Below are 18,201 nucleotides of genomic sequence, written 5' to 3'. Positions count from 1 at the left end.
CTTTCATATTGTGGGTATCAAAAAAATTTAAACCATGAAGAATATCCTAATTAGTTTAGTTCTGCTCATAGTAAGTTTCGCAATCAGCAGCCATGTGGGCAGTCCGGGAGTGATTTATGAAGGTAAGTTGGGCAATTACAGGATTTTGGCCAATGTCAGCCCACCGGATGTAATTCCAGGGATAGCTCTGGTTACCGTGGTGATTCCTGAAAATCCACAAGGTATCAATATGGAGGTCCGTCCAGTATATTGGAGTGCAGGACTGAAAGGAACTCCTATCGCTGACCCCATGCTGCCCGTGGTAGGTGAAGAAGGGAAATATGAAGGAGAATTATGGTTTATGGAAGGTGGCACCTCTAGTGTGCAGATCATTCTTCATGAGAATGGGGAAACATCTGAAACCATCGTCCCTATTATGGCCATGCCTACCGCCCAAAAAGATATGCCCATGGAACTTGGCATTCCATTGATCATCCTAGGTATTTTCTTGGTCATTTTAATGGTTACCATTGTAGCTTCAGCCATGGGAGACAGTATCCGTGACCCGGGAGAACATAGAAGTTCAAAAATCAACAGAAAAAAACAGATCGGCATTGTCATCGGAAGTTTAGTAGTGGTATTGGTGGTTTGGGGTGGAAAATCCTGGTGGGATTCAGAGGCTTCCTATTATCAGCAAACTTTATACAAGCCTTTTGAGGCCAAAAGCTTTTTCGAACAGCAAAGTGGCGGAGATTATCTGTTGCTGAAAGTAGATTCTACAGTGCTCAATTATGGGAGAATTACCAGAAAACTCAGTTATATGGTTCCAGACCATGGCAAATTGATGCATTTGTTTTTGATCAGGAAAGGCGATTTGGATGTTTTTGCCCATCTTCATCCACAGAGAATTGACACCCTCAATTACAAAGTCAAACTCCCGCCCCTTCCCAGTGGGGATTATCATGTGTTTGCGGACATTACCAGATATACCGGTTTTTCTGAAACCATAGTATCAGACCTGACCATCCCTGAGGGTAATAACTTCAGTTTAGCTTCCAATCAGGATGTGATTTTGGGAAGGGATGATACTTACACTTTTTCCAACCCAGTCACCAACAAAGTCAGCACCTTGGATGGAGATATCATGGTCTGTGGTAAACCTGGCATCAAAACCGACTTGCCCGGTGGCTATACTGCCATCTGGGAAACAGAAACCGGGAAATTTGATGCGGGGAAATTATATAATCTTGATTTCGCCTTATTTGATCAAGCCGGCGAACCTGCCAAATTGGAGCCTTACCTGGGAATGATGGGGCATGCCGTAGTCCTAAAACACGATGGTTCGGTCTATATCCACCTCCATCCTACCGGAAACTATTCTATGGGTTCTCAGCAGATGTTATTGGAAAGATTCGAAACAGGCAAGATCGGTTTCACCAACCTGCCCACAGTTCAGAGTTTCCCGGACAGCATAGACAAGGTCCTTGAATTTTTGGACCAACTTCCGGATGCTGAAAGAGACAGTCTGCTGATGGGTGATATGTCCCATTGGGAATGGACTGATGAAGAACATGCAGAACACAGTATGGTATCTTTTCCTTACGCATTTCCTGAGGAAGGTCAGTATCGCATTTGGATACAGGTCAAGATCGATGGAAAAATTGTGAATGGGGCGTTTGATGTGGAGGTGGAGTGAAAGGCTGAGACGCAAGAAACAAGATACAAGACTTGAGACACAAGACACAAGACAATAGAAGCGAGAGCCGAGATGCGAGAGCCGAGATTCAAAGCCTACCCAAGTAATAGGGAATTAACAGCTTTGGGATTGGAGCTTAGGTCTAAAATCTAAAAGGCTATAGGCTATAAATCTTTAAATTTCAGGATTCTGTATTTGATAATGGAGGAGAAATGATATTTATTATGATAACAAAAATTGCCTCTCCCAAGCAAACTTTATCAACCTCAATCCGAAAAACACCAACACAATTGCTACTGCAATATTGAGCTTTTTCATCAATCCGGGAGTGACAAATGATTTCAGTTGCTTTGCGATAAAGGCCTTCAATAAGTCAATTACAAAGACGGTGAACAATAAACCAAAGTAATACAGAAAAACATCAGTATTTTCAAAATCCTCTTTCAGGTTAACCAATCCCGCTATGGAAATCCAGAATAACATGACAAAAGGATTGATGCCGTTAATTCCAAACCCCTTTAAAAAGCCGGTTGTTTTTTTTGGTTTGGATATCATCATACCTCCCGAACTTATTCTTTCCTTGTTTTTTTTGAAAAAGCCAGAAACCCCAAATCCAATCAAAACAAGACCACCGACATAGCCTAATATCACCTCAAAATTTGGATACTGTGCCAAAAAGCTTACTCCAAAAAATGTGATGATTACATAGATCAAATCACTTGAAAGGATACCTAAAGCCAAAATAACAGTATGGCGAAATCCATTTTCAATACTGTTTTGGATCAGAGTAAAAAAAACAGGGCCGATCATCGCGGAAAGCAATAAACCCATACTGATACCTTCTAACAGTGCCTGATTCATATTTTCATGCCATTTTCCTCCAGGTATTCCAGCCAACTATTCATTTTTTCACCTTTCAGGACTCTAGGGAATTTATTCTGACCACCTTCTTTTCCTTGGGCCTTTAACCATCCATAAAACAAAGCAGCAGGTACCACTGATAGTCTCATTTCTTTCAGCGCATGTTTCCTTTCGACTGCATAATCATCATTGAGAACCTTTAAATGCCCATCAATTTTATCTCTTAATTCTTTCTCATCGACTTGATTATCCGTACCGGCAAACCAGTGATGGGCGAACAAAGTACCATTTGGCAAGCCCAAAACGGTAAATTCACGGATATCCAGATTCATTTCCTCTTCCACCAAATGTATGGCTTTGTTGATATTGTCAACAGATAAATGTTCTCCGCACAAGCTCAAAAAATGTTTGGTCCTTCCTGTAATTACTATTTCGGATTCTTCTATGGAAACAAACCGGATGACATCTCCAATCTGATATCTCCAAGCGCCGGCACAAGTAGAAATCAAAAGTGCATAGTCTTTTCCTTCCTCCACTTCATCAATCTTCAATATCTCAGCATTGGGATGGATTTCTCCATTTTCATCAAAATTACCTTCGTTGAAAGGTACAAATTCATGAAAAATCCCATTGTTCAGTACTAGCCTCATGGATTTCCTTTCTGGCAAAGCCTGAAAAGCCAAGAAACCTTCCGAAGCCAAATAGGTTTCCATATAAATCAAGGGCTTGGCCATCAATTTTTCAAAACCCTTAATATAAGGTTCAAAAGAAACTCCCCCGTGCACATAAATCGTCAGATTTGGCCAAATATCATGGATCGTTTTCAATTGGTATCTTTCTATGATTTTTTCAATCAATATCTGCAACCAAGCAGGCACCCCAACAATTATTCCTATATCCCATTTTGGAGCCATTTCTACAATTTGCTCTAACTTCTCTCCCCAATCCTTATTTTTGGAAATCTGCTTGCCGGGTTTGTAAAAAGTCTGAAACCAAATAGGAAGCCTTCCTGTCGTAATGCCGCTGAGGTCACCGGAAAAATAGGTCCCATTAAATTCCAGATCAGTACTTCCGCCCAACATTAAAATTCCTTTGGTAAATAATTCATCCGGTAAATCATACTTTGAAAGGGAAAGAATCTGTCTTACTCCTGTTCTTCGGATAGCCTTTACCATATCCTTGGATATGGGAATATATTTGGAAGAAGCACCTGAGGTGCCTGAGGTGAGCGCAAAATACCTGATGGCTTCAGGCCAGGTTATATTCTTCTCCCCTGCTTTGAGTCTATACCACCATTCATTGTAGATTTTTTCATAATTATAAATGGGAACATGCTGGGCAAAGGACTTGTAAAAACTATCATCCCGGTTTTTAAACTCTTTCAAAATCACATCAAATTTATACTTCCTGCCGAATTCAGTCTTTGCCGCTTTGATCAACAATTTTTTAAGTTCGACTTTTTGAAGTTCTAAGGGAGAGCTATATTCCTGTTCCAAAGAATCCCTTAATCTGATGCCCTTTTTTAGCAATGTACCCAATATAGCCATATCTTTGTTTGGATTGATTTCACCAAATTTAAACGAATGAGCATTAAAGAAAACCTAAATAAAATAAAAAATACATTTTCAAATCCTCAATGTTTATTGGTAGCCGTAAGCAAGACCCAACCTATCTCTGCCATTAAAGAAGCTTATGATTTAGGAATCAGGGATTTTGGAGAAAATAAGGTTCAGGAAATGTTGGAAAAACAAGCTGAATTACCTGATGATATCAGGTGGCATATGATCGGGCATCTTCAAAGCAATAAAGTCAAATACATAGCCCCATTTGTACATTTAATCCATGGTGTGGATTCCTTGAAATTGCTCAAAGAAATCAATAAACAGGCAGAAAAAGTAAACAGAATAATCCCATGTCTTCTTCAGATTTACATCGCTAAAGAAGAAAGTAAATTTGGCTTGGACGAAAATGAACTGGAAGAAATAATTTCCGGGAACGAGATCCAAGAACTCAAAAACATCAAAATTTCAGGATTGATGGGTATGGCTACCTATACGGATGATACGATAATAGTCAGAAAAGAATTTCGTGGACTTTACCAATTATTTACAACACTAAAAAATAGAATGCTTCCCCAGAATTTTGAAATGAAAGAATTATCCATGGGTATGAGCGGTGATTACAACATTGCACAGGAAGAGGGAAGTACTATGGTCAGGATCGGAACGGCAATCTTTGGAGAAAGAAATTATAAATAATATGATCAAACTCAATACTATTCAAATTGCCGGAATTCTAGGCGGATTGGCAGTAGCCATAGGAGCTTTTGGGGCTCACGGATTGGAAGCAATCCTGGAAAGCAATGCTAGAACAGAAACTTTTGAAACAGCCGTTAAATACCACTTTTATCATGCGTTGGCCATTCTTGCTGTAGGAATATGGCAGCGGTCAGAACCTGTCGTCAAAAGGCTAAACACAGTTGTTTGGATGTTTTTTATAGGAATCCTGATTTTTTCGGGATCACTTTATGTGCTTTCCTTGACCGGGATTTCCTGGCTTGGAGCCATTACTCCTATAGGAGGTGTAGCATTTATCCTGGGTTGGGGATTGTTGGCATTCTCTGTCAAAAAAAGTCAGAATAAAATCAAATAATAAACCTTGAACAAAATCAAATTTTCATTCCTATCCCTTTGCCCGATCAGAAAAATCTTACTGGTTTTCTTCCTTCTTTTGTATTCAAATGTCAGTTTTGGGCAAGAATCAGAAATTGTAAATAGGTATCTGGGACTTGACAGCCTGTTGAACGAAAGGTCGTTTTTTGGAAATCACCTTACCGGATTCGTTCTATTCGATTTGGACAGTCAAAGGGTCCTCTATGAAAAAAACAGTCACTTAAACTTCATTCCGGCTTCGACTACCAAGCTTTTGACTTTTTATGGCAGTTTAGTCGTATTGAAGGATAGCTTACCGGCTTTTAGGTATATAGAAAACGATGGTGGAATTACGTTTTGGGGAACAGGATTCCCTGTTTGGAAATATAAAAACATGCCCCATACCAAGATTTCAGAATTCCTTGGCCGCTACAAATCCATCAGATTTTCAGATTCGAACTGGAAAGATGAGGCTTTTGGATATGGTTGGCAATGGGATGATTATTATTATTCCTACTCATCTGAGAAGTCTCCTTTTCCGATTTATGGGAATTTTGTCACCTACACCAATCAAAAAAGAACCCCGATTCCCAATATCTCCAATTTCAATAAAGTAATAATCAATACAACAAAAGAAATCAAGCATGTGGAAAGAACTTTTCATAGCAATGATTTTTACTTCAACCCAAACACCTACACTGCCACCAAATCGGAACTTCCATTTATCACCTCATCGGAACTTTTTACAAAATTGGCTGAAAACCAAATCAATAAACCGGTCGGTTTGAGTAAAGAAATTTTACCCTCATCCCATAAGGTCTTCCAAGGCGGTACACTCTTGCCCCTTTGGATAGAAATGCTACAGGAAAGTGATAATTTTATTGCAGAGCAACTTATTTTGATGATTTCCGATGCACAGTTTTTGGAATTGAATTCTGAGCGGGCCATAGATTTTATACAGAAAACCTATTTGTGGGATTTGCCTGACAAGCCGCAATGGGTGGACGGTTCCGGGCTTTCAAGACATAACCTGATTACCCCAAGATCCATGATTGCCCTGATGGTCAAGTTGGAGGAAGCCATGCCCCGCAGTCAGATCATGAGACTCCTTCCTCAGGGAGGAATAAACGGGACTTTGAAAAACAACTTCAAAGCCAGAACACCGTACATCTATGCCAAAACCGGAACGATCAGCAACAATCTCAGTTTGGTAGGTTATATTGTCACTGATTCCGGTCAGGTATATGCTTTTGCCTTTATGAACAACAATTACCTCAACAAATCCGCTGAAATCCGAAGGGAAATGGAAAAGGTAATGGTGTATATTAAGGAGAAGTTTTGAGGATTGAGATGAAAACACCTTGATATTTAACATATCCCAAAAGTCCACCATTAAATTTTGTATAATACTTACTGAATTTCTAATTTAAGGCATGGAAAAAAGAAAATTTACTTATGCCCATCCAAATATAATTGAAGAAAAAAGGATTAAAGAAGTAAGAGCGCTTTCCTACTTGGAAAGGCTGGAAAGACTTTTTGTATTGATAGAAATTTCACAAACAATGAGCAAAGCATCAAAATCTAACCTAACACAGGATGCAAGAACAAATAGTTGATATATGGAAAAACTTTCATTTAAATAATGTAAGGTATTTAACGATTGGGGGGTTTGCTGTCAATATTATAAGAGCTTGATAATGGCAAAGAAAGCCGCTAACCGATTAAAGGACCAACTTGATTTAGAAGAATTGCAGAAAATCAATCCTTCACACGGCTTGGATGATTAATGGTCCTTTTTTTCTGTTTATCCCAAAAGAACCAAATCATCACCAAAACAGCAAAAACCACTAAAATCCGAACTAATGTATAAGGATATTGATTACCCACATCTTCAAACTGAAAAGAATTTCCTATCAAAATCATACCACCCCAGTAGTATGGGATTCTATTTCCCCGGTCCTGTTGGTTTATAAAATCCAGTTTTGCTTTTTGAAGTGCAACATCTGAAAAATAACCTTCTCTAAGGTATTGATAAAACTGTTCGGTTATCGCGTAAGTGGCCTTATCATCCACCTCCCATAAAGTTGTAACGCTTGAAGCAATGCCCAAAGAAGCAAAGCCCCTTGCCAAACTCATCACACCTTCACCTTTGATAGACTTTCCTACACCAGTATTACATGCCGATAATACAATTAGATCTGTCTTAGGCCAACTGTCAAAGGGTATCTCAGATAATTTTAATTTGTCATCGGAAAAATAAATCATTGGTTCACTACCATAATTGTCGGCATCAGCATGCGAATAAACATGGACCACAGAATACTTATAATAATCATTTAAAAAGTTTTGTTTGGAAGCATTTTGCCCTGACAATACTTTTGAGCCTGAGAACATCGCAGCAAGCTTTTTCAAGGATACTTCTGAACCGAGCAGGGATGCTTTATTGGCATTGAAAAAATCCACTGGAGCTAATCCAAAGAGGCTAATTGGCTTATCTCGAGTTGACACCTTATTTTTTTTCAAAAATTGGGCAGAATATGTAAAGCTGACCGGATGATTTTTAAGTAAAAACGATTCCGGATCAGATTCATTTGTGATCAAAATTTCAAATGGAAGTACTTGTTCTTCCATGGAAAAAATGATTCTTTCCCCCTTCAATCCCAAAGGATAAACCAAATCAAGGTAAATTTGGTGGGACAACTCAACGAACTCTGAATAGTTACCATTGAGCGTGGTTTTATCAATTACTAATTCATTAAATCTGTTTATTTTTTCATAGATTGTTCCAATGGGTTTCATTTCCAAAACAGGTTCTTCAGAACCTACTTTAAGGATGAACAGATTCTCCTCACCCATAAAATAGCTGACATAAACCTGGTCATTTGAAATTATTCTTTCCCTTAATTCCTGCATTGAAAACACCATGGTATCATACTTATACTGATAGTATACAGGATACTTGGCCTCCAGGCTTTTGATAAACTTCTTGTATTCTTCCCGTCCATCATATAATTCTTTTACTAGTTTTTGATATCCAAGTTTATCAGATTTATTTGTTTCAATTTGTTTTAGCAAATTATCAATTGACTTCTTCAATATTGTTTCTTTTTTCACCTCTTCGTCTGATAAGAGCTGCATAGCACCTAGTTCGTTTAGTTTGTCATTCAACAACACTGCCCTGCTTTTTTCCAGGAAATAAAACACTTGTTCAGGATTATTTGCCAGAATGGAGGTTTCAAGGGCTTTCTCATAAAGACTTTTGGTTCTTCCTCTCCAATATTCTTTTGATGTCGAATTATTTTGGTTCCAGCGCATCTGATCTACCAATTTATCAGCCAAAAAATGGGTTTTAATGGAAGCCTCTAAGTAACCTTTCTCTTTCGGCTTTTCATTGTATAGTTCAAGAAGGCTTTCCCCTTTATTTTTCAATAAAACAAAACCGATTTGGTCATTGGAAAAATTTCTGAAATAAGCAGGATCCGGATTGGTGAAAACATTGTTGTTTTCAAAATTTTTTCCCATTGCAACAAGCCCCTTTTGGAAAAATCTCAAAGCCTCAAAGTGATCATCTTTTTTTTGAAAAAGAACACCTAAACCATTATAAATCACCGGTATAAGCATTTCAGCTTCGCTCCCTTGGCTGTAACCTAAAGCTTCCTCGAAATAAACTATGGCTGCTTTCGGGTTGGAATCTGAAAGCATTGACCCCATTTTGTATAGTGTATTGGCTACCGAAGTGTGATAACCCAAGACTTTTCGGATCTGAAGGCATTTCTCCAAGTAGTCAAAAGCTTCAGAAATTCTATCTGATGTTTCAAGAAACTGCGAATAGATTGAAAATGCCACTGCTTTTTTTTCATCAGCCACTCCTTCTTGCTCAAATACCGGAATTATCCTTTCGAAAATATCCCTGGATGGCTCCATCTGCTCCAAAAGTAAAAGGGAGTAAGCTTTTTGGAGTAGCAGCATGTTACCATCTATTGTGCTTGTAATGCTAGGGATAGTGGCCATAGCATAATCAATGATCTCAATGGCTTTTTGATAATCTCCCAAACCAAAATAGTACGAGGCCATATGTTCATGGATCAAAGCGGCAACAAAACCTTTCTTTTCAGGATATATTTCAAAAATTTCCAAGCTTTTCTCGAAATAAGTCTCTGCCTTTTCCAGATCAATGTTCAGGTAGGTCAGGCCCATATTGCAATATGTTTCACACAGATAGTTGTATTCAGAGTAAATACTATTGCTGCTATTTATCCTTACTGCTTCTTCGAACAATTGGATAGCCTTATCAGTATCATTTTGGATCCTATAATAGTCTCCGAGTCTATGAGCCATGCGGGCATAGATACTGTCTTTTTGGTAACCCAATTGGATATATTCATCCATAAGAATTTCCAATTTCTTGATCTTGGTATCTATAAATCCATTTTTCTCAAATCGGATATCATTGATTTTGTTTATCCAATCAATGGGCACTTTAGTTTCATTCTGAATGGCAAATAAAAAATTTAACTGTAACCAATTTGATGTAAAAATCGCCATTCCAATAAGGAAATATTTCTTAAATACACTATTCATCCCTTCTATGAGAATATCTACCTTTATAAATAAATCCGGAGAGTTGATTAGGTGAATCCTGCTGATAAATCCCTAAATCAAGAAATTTTTCTGACCATTCTGATTTTGGCGAATTTTTAAACATATAAGATAGTCTAAAATCGAATTTGGCTCCAATTTTGCCTGTCATAATGGCATTAGCAAATGACGAACCGGTTGTGAAAGGTTGAACTCCTCCACTATTTTGATAAAAAAAAGGATAATCAAATTTATAAATTTCACCTTCAATCGAATCTGAAACTACTCCAACATCAACGTGTTTTGGTGAATAGTTTTGTCTAGGGCTGACTTCTTCTAAATTTGGATTTATAGTCGTGGCAGTCACTACATTATTTGGCCTGTTGACATTTGTTTCACTCATGTAAGCTGGATAAAATCTGTTCTGAGCCAAGTTTCTGGAATTTCCGGTGGAACTTCCAATATTCCCCGCTGCTGTTACAAGGAGGATTTCATTTGGTAATAAATGCTCCTCTAGCAACATATAAAATATGGAGTTTTTATAATCTGTTTTATTTGTGTATTCGGTATTATCATAAAACCCCATACTGGCGTTGATGATTTTAGCACCTTTTTCCTTGGCATATAGAATCCCACAAAGCAGATCAAAACATGTTCCTGAGTTTAGATTATCCAAAACTTTAACATTCAACAGTTTAGGTCTAATTTTTCCTTCATTTAAAAATTGTTCTAGTATATATGCATTTACCAAAGTACCGTGCTTACTAATAGTTCCATCTGTAATATCAGAAGAATTGTTCACGAAATTCCAACCGTACCTTTCATTTTTAAAACAAGCGTCATCTATCGAATTTAAAAAAAGAAATTCCAAAGGGAAAATATTTAAATCCACTCCTGAATCCAAAATACCTACAATAAAATTATTGCCACTTTCCGAAAAAGATATATCTTTTGGAATAATAAATTTCCCAATCGTTTTTTCCTCTTTCAAAGTTTCAGGCATTGATGTCAAAAAATTTAGCCCAAAAACAGCATAGCCATCATTTACTCCTTGCGTAGAACGATCGGCAGTTGCAATTCGATCCCCATGGCCGTTCATTATTCTAATTAACAAGGAGTCCAATCCTTCTGCAGTCCAAAGTTCACTTAACTCCAAACAATTAGAACATGGTTTTTTGGTAATTTTTGGGAGAACACCTTTATTTTCAATTGTTAACAATTTTTCTAAAGAGTCTGATAAATTCTTTTTAAATTCCAGATTACTGAAAAAAACAATTGCCTCATTTTTCTTGTGTTCAGAGGTGAAAGAGGGTTTTGAAACTTTTGTGTTTTTACATCCAAATAATAAGGTGACAAGGACAATCGAAATGAACAGAAAACAATTTCTACTACTTTTCATACATTAAAGAGGCTTATATTAATAAATTAACGATACAATAAAGTCCACAGGAAATTTCCTTCAAATCCCACAAGACCTATCACAAAATCAAAACAACTATACTTAAACAAGTTCCACTAATTTAAGAATATATCGTTGAATTAAAACAATAAGTCCAAATTTTATTATGTAAAATGCAATTTTATTTCAAACCAAGATTTGAGCTGTTTCTATATGCATCAAGGCTTCTATTGGCTTCCTCCAATTGAAGTTTAGTTCTTGAAAGTTCATTTTTAAGATTTTCTATATCTTGAAGATCTTTGTTCAAAACCAGCAATTTTTTATGCAGGTCCGAATATTCAATCATAAAATTGAAAATGTCTCTATTAATTACTCCGTACAACTCTCCTTCACCTTGTATATCCATATTGCTCAGGTTTTCATTAAGATTCCTTTCAATCAACGGATGTACATACCCCAATTCCTGTAAAGAATCAATTAATGTTTTGGATACTTCCATAGCTTGGATAAATTGTTGTTGTGCGTAAATCTGATTCTCAAAATCACTGATCCTTTTTCGAAGATGTGCATTTTCAGCATTAGGAATCAATGAATTGAAATACACAGCACCGATAATGATTGTCACAGTAATGACAAAGGATATCAAATAGACAGCAAATGCATAATTCCTTTCTTTTGAATTCAAGATATTTTTCATGATTTCTATATTTTTTATGATTTTGGTTATTCAACAAAAAAACTCTTTCTTTTGCTTGGCACAGGAGGTTCTTCAACGGTCTGAAAATCCCTAGTTGAAGAAGAATTATCTTTAGCATCTTGGTGCTCCTTGACAAATATTCCTGCATCTTTCCTTTTCCCTATGTATTCAAGTTTCGACATACTGGTAAACAACTTGTCCATATACTTGGAAAAAAAATTGATTTTTTCCACACTACTTGAAATATCCTGATGGTTATACTTCAAATTGGCAATAGTTGATAATTGAACCTCAAGCTCTCCTTTTTTAATGTCACATGATTCATTCCAATAGTTCAAAAGTTCTTCTTTCCCCAGACCCTCATAAATATCCAAGGTGTTTTTTATTACTCTTGAAAGAGCTATAAAACACTCAATCAAAATAACAGGTGGTTGAAACAATTTCGAAATCCCAAAAGAACCGGCATGAATGGCAGTGAATTGATATACTTGTTCACAAACCTTTTGGACAATCAAAGCCATATCATTCTGCTGTTTTTTAAATATGATTTTCCTGATAATCTGAATGGACGCAATCTCCAATTTTCCCAGCAACCTTTCCATGTCTGCATGCAATTCCAATAAAACAGAATGACTATAAACAGCAGTACAGGGAGGAATGAATTGTTCATCAACTGAGAATCTGCCATCATGATGGTGAAGTCTTCCTATAGGTAGGTCCGCATCCCCTATAACCCATTGCTTCCAATCTTCATGAGCCATCAAATGAAGAGAATAAGTGGGTAAGCTTGAAGGTAATCTTGGTGGTAATTCTTCCATATCCGCACTTCCACATTGCGTTCTTTCAAAAGGATTGACCCGAAGAACCAGTAAATAACTTGAATCCTCCTTACTGTTTGATGCAAGCACCCTGTCAACTTTTGGAAGGGTTATTGAAAGGTAACCTCCTTCGATTGTTTCATAATCCAAATCAATCAGATATCCTCCTCTTGTAATGGCATTAAAAGAAGAAATTCTAACTCTAGCTTCATTTTGATTATCCGTTGAAATAGACACTTTAAAATCCTGGGTCTTGCCCCAATAAGGCAATAACCCATAATTATAGGGATGAAGCATAGATCCTACCGATTTAACCAGTGAAGCAGTGTGGGCAAGATGTTCCTTCACAAAATGATTTTTATTCAATTTCATTCCATCAACCCAGTTGACAGGCAGATATTTCCGGGAATTTTCCATGATAATATGTTTAAGACTCTACTATTCTTTTGCAGATAATGACGTTGTTCTCTTTAACTGAATTGTTGAAAATGGTTTTTTCAGCATCCAAATAATTCCTTTGAATACTATAGACTTCAGGTTTTTTATAAAAAATCCATCCAAATGGTTCACCGCTATCGTCCAAAAATTCAATCTTCTCATGAGGATGCCTTTCATTGTAGTCATTGATGAAATAATAAAACAGTTGTCCAAAATCCATGTCCAATGGGGCTTTCGCTCTAAAATGGGTTTGCAATTTGTCACCCATCTTTTTTTGAATCAGGAAACTGACCAACAACAAGTTTTTCAATTTACTTTCATCAGGTTCTTCAATATCCTCACTAACCCGATAATGCCAAAGTTTGAATATCCTCTCAGGTATTTCCATGGCATTGTAAAAACTTCTTTTGACAAACCAGGGCACTATAAACCAAATGATACTTCCTGCCATTTGGATTTCCAATCCATTTCCCCCAAATATTCTATGGACTAATACAAATCCAATACTTCCCGATATGGCCAGCAGAACTGAAAAAAGGAATTCCAACAGAATGGATTTTTCCTTCCCCGCCCATTTTAAATATGTATCTATCCAATTGACATGCGCTATTCCCAAAACCAAAAAATATATTTGAAAGATTATCAAAAATAGCTGCTGATCCTTTAGATGAGTCCATATTGCCAAAACAGCTATCAATGAACATAACATAAAACCTAACAATAAATAAATCAAAGTAGCTTTCATGAATGGTTTGAATCCTCCATAAATCTTTCCAATTAACTTCAAAAAAATCAAAAATGTACCCACCACACCCATACCTAAAATCAATAAGGTTTTCGTCACCTCATCTTCTATCATCTTTTCCATGTCATATTTATTTTAAACATTTGAGTTAAACTATTTCACTTACCAAATCCAGTATTTCTGTACTTTCTAAAGCACTGGAATATCCCAAATATGGCCCTGCCATATTTTTCAAATCCATATTCAGACTATCTTCCCTTACAGAAATCTCGGTTACGATATCCATATCCAAAGGCAGAAAAATTCTATAAAACCTATCCAATACATTTTTTTTTTGACCACCTTCTAGGTACTCTGGCAGCTCATGTTCATGTATAGGTCCAATGAATGTCTTGATCTTTGGATCATAGGAAGGGAAATAATCTCCCAAAACCGACCCTGTTCCCAATAACCCAAAATTTTCATGATTTTGATCCTGATCTGAGAATACACATTGATTTTCGGTTTTATGAATTAATTTGAATTCCACAGGATGGCTTATCATCAATGAAAGGACTTTTTCAGCCACTTGAAAATCACTGGAGACCAATTGTTTGTATGGCATTATTCTCAAGAATCCCGGAATAAAAGCTTTTGGCAAATCCAATGGAAGACCATAAAACCCCATAAGATCAAAATCCATTTCTCCAAAGTCCAAGCCCTGAATCATTGAATATTCCTCAGATTCCAAATTCAGTTTTTGAACAAAAAGGGCATTTTCCAAAGGCGCAAAAAACTTCCTACATTCTCCTTCAATCATTTTGTTTCTTCTTACCTCCAATGCCATTCCATGACTCCCAACATCTCTTTTTTTTGTTTCATTGGAATGGTGGAAAATCCCCTCTGGAAGCAAATCATAAATCCCCTCTCTGTTGAGTTTAATAGCGATAAATTCTTGATGCGCCCCATCCTCCTCAATGGAAACATCCTGAACGTCTTTTTGGAACGTCCTTTTAAATGGCCCGGAATTTAGAGCTATAAATTGATCCTGATTAATCCCATCAACTCCTGCAATTGCCAAATACGCTTCAGCTTTAACATCCAACGATGAGCTTTTTAATACTTTGATCAGTTGATACAATTTTTCGGTAGTTTCCATTTATATTTCATTTAATTCTAGTCTTGTTTAAAGAAACCTTAATTGGGAACCAGGTCAAAGAGTTTTTATCCAATTGATTGGCAAGGTTTTTTTCCCAATAATCAATGAATCGGTCGCTTGTAACTCCTTCGAAAGCTCCATCCCTCAAACCAACATTTACTTCTATTATCTTTTCAAAAGCAATTTTTGGATCAGGATTCACCCTTATTGTTCTATTGATATCAACCTGTTCCACCACATCTCCCAACTGCCCCATTATAAACGCCTTAATATCTTCCAGTGAATGGATTCGATTTTGGGAAAGCAATGCACTTCTAAAAGCCAAAATCGATTGATTTACATTTAACTTTTCCCTTCCTCCGATACAACTTGTGACAAGCTCATTATTCTGACAAACAAATGATTGACTGTTGTAGGCATGAAGGATGGTTCCTGGTCTGATATGATTTGCTTTAGGTCCAAGTGTACTACTATAGGTTATCCAAATATTCTTTTCCTGATAGGACTCATGTTGGTTTACCAACAAAAATGGGGAAGAGAATTTGGGAGTCTGTTTTTCATTCAATACATGCTCTATTTTATTGAATATCTGTTGAAGCTTTTTTACTTCTGCATAAATAAAATCATTATTAAACTTCGCAAATGAGGCACTTTCCTGCCTTAGAACGTCGATCAAATTATCCAATAGCCCTTTGGCATCCCTTTCATCAAATCTTCCAATGGATCCGTTTCTTTGCAAAACAATTGGGAGCTGATTATCTCCGGTGTTTAGCAAATTTTGCGAATCATTATCTCCCTCTTTCAACTGGATCTTTTCCAAATCGAGAAAGTTATCCTCACTGGGAAGGGGTATAATATTCACTAAATCTCTGACCGAATAAGTAATTTGATGAATCTGTCTATTAATTACCGGAAAACAGTTCGTCCTGCAGATCAGGTTATCAAAATCAAAACCTGCAAATGGCTCCGGAAACTGAATCCTTACCCACCTTATATCTGATTCAATAACCGATTCGGCTATTTTGGCATCAAATCCTTGAAGTATTTTTTCCTCGATATGTGCATTTGTAGCAACTTGAGTTATGCCATCCTTGTCATGTATGGTAATAAAATTAGGCCCATAATATAATTCCACGTTATTTACAACCTGCTGCAAAACATTTGAGCTTTTGGTTTGACGGAATTTTAATATTGATTCTAAATTTCTGTTTTCAGAAATTGCTAATCCAACAGTATTTTCCAATACATTTTCATTGTAAAACCAACGGGATTTATTCAGATAATGTGAAAACATGCTTTTGTCACCCGATAAAACAGTATCAAAATATACCATCAATCCATCTAGATCGATTGATGTACCTGAAATACCAATCCATACAGCTGCACCAAAAGAGTTTTTTGATTGACCAAGCACCTCTTTATGGGAGCCTTTGGTTTTATAGATTTTATTCCCTGCAACCATAAATTTGATTTCAGACTTTTTAATTTGAAATCTGCCTATAGGTGAAAAAAAGACATCCAATGTTTGACGAGATTTGGATTCGATCCCCTTATTTTCCTTTATCTGGGTAAAAAATTGCATAGAATCATCTACATAACTGACTTCTTCCAAGGGTTCTGCCGACATAAGCCCATGTGCCGGTAGTGAACCTGTTAGCGTTTCAGGGCAAAGCACCTGAACTAACCGTTCCATTACCCTGGCCCTAGATGCATATATGTCCGAAGAAAGTTTCTCCAATTCTGCGGAGCATCCTTCAAATAACAGAGACACCAAAGGATCAAAACTGTTTTCCATCTGGGTTTCAGTATATCCCCATAATCTTGCTGCATCTTTCAGCATTCTCGATTTGATATGTTGTCTGGTTTCCTGCATGACTTTTTATAAATTTTGGTAATCATAAGGCCCCATAAAAAAACTGTCCTCATAGACAAATCTTTCGTTGGTTGCTGCCAATAATCCAGAAATTTTAATGGTAACTTTCTTTTTTACCCGACAACCATTACCAATTATTTCATCCTGACTGATCTTAAGGTCGATTTTAACTTGCTGAATTCTTGGTTCATATCTTTCTACCGATTGAAGTAATGAGTCCCTGATCAATTCCTTGATTTTATGGCTACTGGTCAGATTATCAAAATCATGTTCCCAAATTCCACAACCAAAATCCTCATCTGTTGGCATTTCCCCATAGGAAGTGGTTATGATCAAATGAATATGTTGTGCGACTGATTGCTTTAGATTGCAAACACGATGGTCATTTTTTGTAATCAAATCACCTAATCTTAGTGGAAGGGTATAATACTGTGCTTTCATCTTAAAAGATATTGTATCGATATATCCAAAGTCACCCTAAATTGTTACCTAGTCCAAAAGAGATTTTTGAGTGATTTTACCCAATCCCAAGGAGGTTTACCAAAGATCCGTTCAGACCTGACTATTCTGATACATGGAAAAGTATTCTCCACATAATCTTTGACCCAAAATTCAGAAAGCCAAGTTTGAGCGGAAATACCAAGATTTGGAATTTGAAATGAATTAGTTGAAACAAAAGAAAAACCGCCAAAAAAGTGGCGGCCCCTATTTAAGCTTCAATAAAAAAAATTACCCTGAGAAAACAATACCTTCCAAATTTAGAAACCAAGACATTTATGAATATGTAAATTGTTACCTTTTACGTTTTGTTGTTCAGGGTCTGTTCAGGAATTCAAGATTTCCTCCCTAAGATCATTTCTCCTCAATCTTCCAAAAGAACACTTACCTGTTTTCCACCAAATCCCTAGGTTCCATTTCAATCATATATTGTTTTTGGTCATATTTCCAAAGTGCACCTGAAACCGCATCTATGCCCCAACCAAAAATATTGAATAGGTTGATGATGGAAATTAGATTCATACCTGTTTCAGGCTGAAGTATTTTGGTTTCATAGCCATAGTTGGCTAAAGATATCACCTGCCCATCTTTACCTTTTTTTAGTTTGATAGTGGCAGGAGTTACGCCTTTATCAACCCCGTTCACCTGAATCCTGGCACCTTGGACATTTGAATTTATCTGTACAGATTGTTTGCTTCCTGTAAATAGGGTTGCACAACTAGTGCTTAAAAAAAGCACTGCGATCACGATTAGCTTTTCTATAATTTTCATGGCCTTATATGTTTGTTTAGAATATTCAATATGATTTAACTCCTGAAAATGACGGGAAA

Annotated in this window: 16 protein-coding genes; 5 read left to right on the top strand and 11 right to left on the bottom strand. The window is 36.7% G+C overall.

The genetic code is table 11. The features are described from left to right. Positions 1–34 precede the first annotated feature (34 nt). Positions 35–1,675: a hypothetical protein gene (locus B9A52_RS13555; protein ID WP_084120974.1), complete on the top strand. Its 1,641-nt coding sequence runs from the start codon at positions 35–37 to the stop codon at positions 1,673–1,675. Positions 1,676–1,897: 222 nt separating this feature from the next. Here the strand turns inward: B9A52_RS13555 and B9A52_RS13550 are convergent, their stop codons facing one another. Then, positions 1,898–2,536, bottom strand: a complete 639-nt coding sequence (locus B9A52_RS13550; protein ID WP_084123517.1) for a LysE family translocator — start codon at positions 2,534–2,536, stop codon at positions 1,898–1,900. Next, positions 2,533–4,083: a GH3 family domain-containing protein gene (locus B9A52_RS13545; RefSeq protein WP_084120973.1), complete on the bottom strand. Its 1,551-nt coding sequence runs from the start codon at positions 4,081–4,083 to the stop codon at positions 2,533–2,535. The genes B9A52_RS13550 and B9A52_RS13545 overlap by 4 nt, the downstream gene beginning before the upstream one ends. Before the next feature lie 36 nt (positions 4,084–4,119). On the opposite strand from B9A52_RS13545, the gene B9A52_RS13540 reads away from it, so the two are divergent. From B9A52_RS13540 to B9A52_RS13525, 4 genes are all read left to right on the top strand, one after another. Beyond that, complete coding sequence (locus B9A52_RS13540; protein ID WP_084120972.1) at positions 4,120–4,794, top strand: YggS family pyridoxal phosphate-dependent enzyme; 675 nt, start codon at positions 4,120–4,122, stop codon at positions 4,792–4,794. A gap of 1 nt (position 4,795) precedes the next feature. Continuing rightward, positions 4,796–5,188, top strand: coding sequence for a DUF423 domain-containing protein (locus B9A52_RS13535; RefSeq protein ID WP_084120971.1), 393 nt, complete (start codon positions 4,796–4,798; stop codon positions 5,186–5,188). 6 nt (positions 5,189–5,194) lie between these two features. Then, positions 5,195–6,529, top strand: a complete 1,335-nt coding sequence (locus B9A52_RS13530) for a D-alanyl-D-alanine carboxypeptidase (RefSeq protein WP_231955221.1) — start codon at positions 5,195–5,197, stop codon at positions 6,527–6,529. A gap of 91 nt (positions 6,530–6,620) precedes the next feature. Then, positions 6,621–6,803 carry a hypothetical protein gene (locus B9A52_RS13525; protein ID WP_084120970.1) on the top strand — a complete coding sequence of 61 codons (183 nt, stop codon included), beginning with the start codon at positions 6,621–6,623 and terminating at the stop codon, positions 6,801–6,803. Between the two features lie 142 nt (positions 6,804–6,945). On the opposite strand, the gene B9A52_RS13520 is transcribed toward B9A52_RS13525, so the two are convergent. The 9 genes from B9A52_RS13520 to B9A52_RS13475 all read right to left on the bottom strand — a co-directional run bounded on the left by B9A52_RS13520 (position 6,946) and on the right by B9A52_RS13475 (position 18,142). Further along, positions 6,946–9,768, bottom strand: a complete 2,823-nt coding sequence (locus B9A52_RS13520; protein WP_084120969.1) for a CHAT domain-containing protein — start codon at positions 9,766–9,768, stop codon at positions 6,946–6,948. Next, positions 9,761–11,164, bottom strand: coding sequence for a S8 family serine peptidase (locus B9A52_RS13515; RefSeq protein ID WP_084120968.1), 1,404 nt, complete (start codon positions 11,162–11,164; stop codon positions 9,761–9,763). The genes B9A52_RS13520 and B9A52_RS13515 overlap by 8 nt, the downstream gene beginning before the upstream one ends. Before the next feature lie 181 nt (positions 11,165–11,345). Next, a complete protein-coding gene (gene tssO, locus B9A52_RS13510; RefSeq protein ID WP_084120967.1) occupies positions 11,346–11,861 on the bottom strand; it encodes a type VI secretion system TssO in 516 nt (171 codons plus the stop codon). A gap of 26 nt (positions 11,862–11,887) precedes the next feature. Next, positions 11,888–13,096: a type VI secretion system baseplate subunit TssK gene (locus B9A52_RS13505; protein ID WP_084120966.1), complete on the bottom strand. Its 1,209-nt coding sequence runs from the start codon at positions 13,094–13,096 to the stop codon at positions 11,888–11,890. A gap of 10 nt (positions 13,097–13,106) precedes the next feature. Then, on the bottom strand, positions 13,107–13,985 hold the full coding sequence (locus B9A52_RS13500) for a TssN family type VI secretion system protein (protein ID WP_084120965.1): 879 nt from the start codon (positions 13,983–13,985) through the stop codon (positions 13,107–13,109). A 25-nt stretch (positions 13,986–14,010) separates the two neighbouring features. Continuing rightward, positions 14,011–15,000 carry a type VI secretion system baseplate subunit TssG gene (locus B9A52_RS13495; protein WP_084120964.1) on the bottom strand — a complete coding sequence of 330 codons (990 nt, stop codon included), beginning with the start codon at positions 14,998–15,000 and terminating at the stop codon, positions 14,011–14,013. Positions 15,001–15,007: 7 nt separating this feature from the next. Then, positions 15,008–16,873, bottom strand: a complete 1,866-nt coding sequence (locus tag B9A52_RS13490) for a type VI secretion system baseplate subunit TssF (protein ID WP_084120963.1) — start codon at positions 16,871–16,873, stop codon at positions 15,008–15,010. Positions 16,874–16,879: 6 nt separating this feature from the next. Continuing rightward, on the bottom strand, positions 16,880–17,314 hold the full coding sequence (locus B9A52_RS13485; protein ID WP_084120962.1) for a GPW/gp25 family protein: 435 nt from the start codon (positions 17,312–17,314) through the stop codon (positions 16,880–16,882). A gap of 441 nt (positions 17,315–17,755) precedes the next feature. Beyond that, the gene (locus tag B9A52_RS13475) at positions 17,756–18,142 is read right to left on the bottom strand and encodes a PEGA domain-containing protein (protein ID WP_172805211.1); all 387 of its coding nucleotides are present in this window, start codon (positions 18,140–18,142) and stop codon (positions 17,756–17,758) included. Positions 18,143–18,201: the final 59 nt, after the last annotated feature.

Source organism: Aquiflexum balticum DSM 16537 (assembly GCF_900176595.1).
In the GTDB taxonomy this organism is placed as follows: domain Bacteria; phylum Bacteroidota; class Bacteroidia; order Cytophagales; family Cyclobacteriaceae; genus Aquiflexum; species Aquiflexum balticum.
Note: the sequence above shows the minus strand (reverse complement) of the source record. Positions and strands in the feature narration are given on the sequence as shown.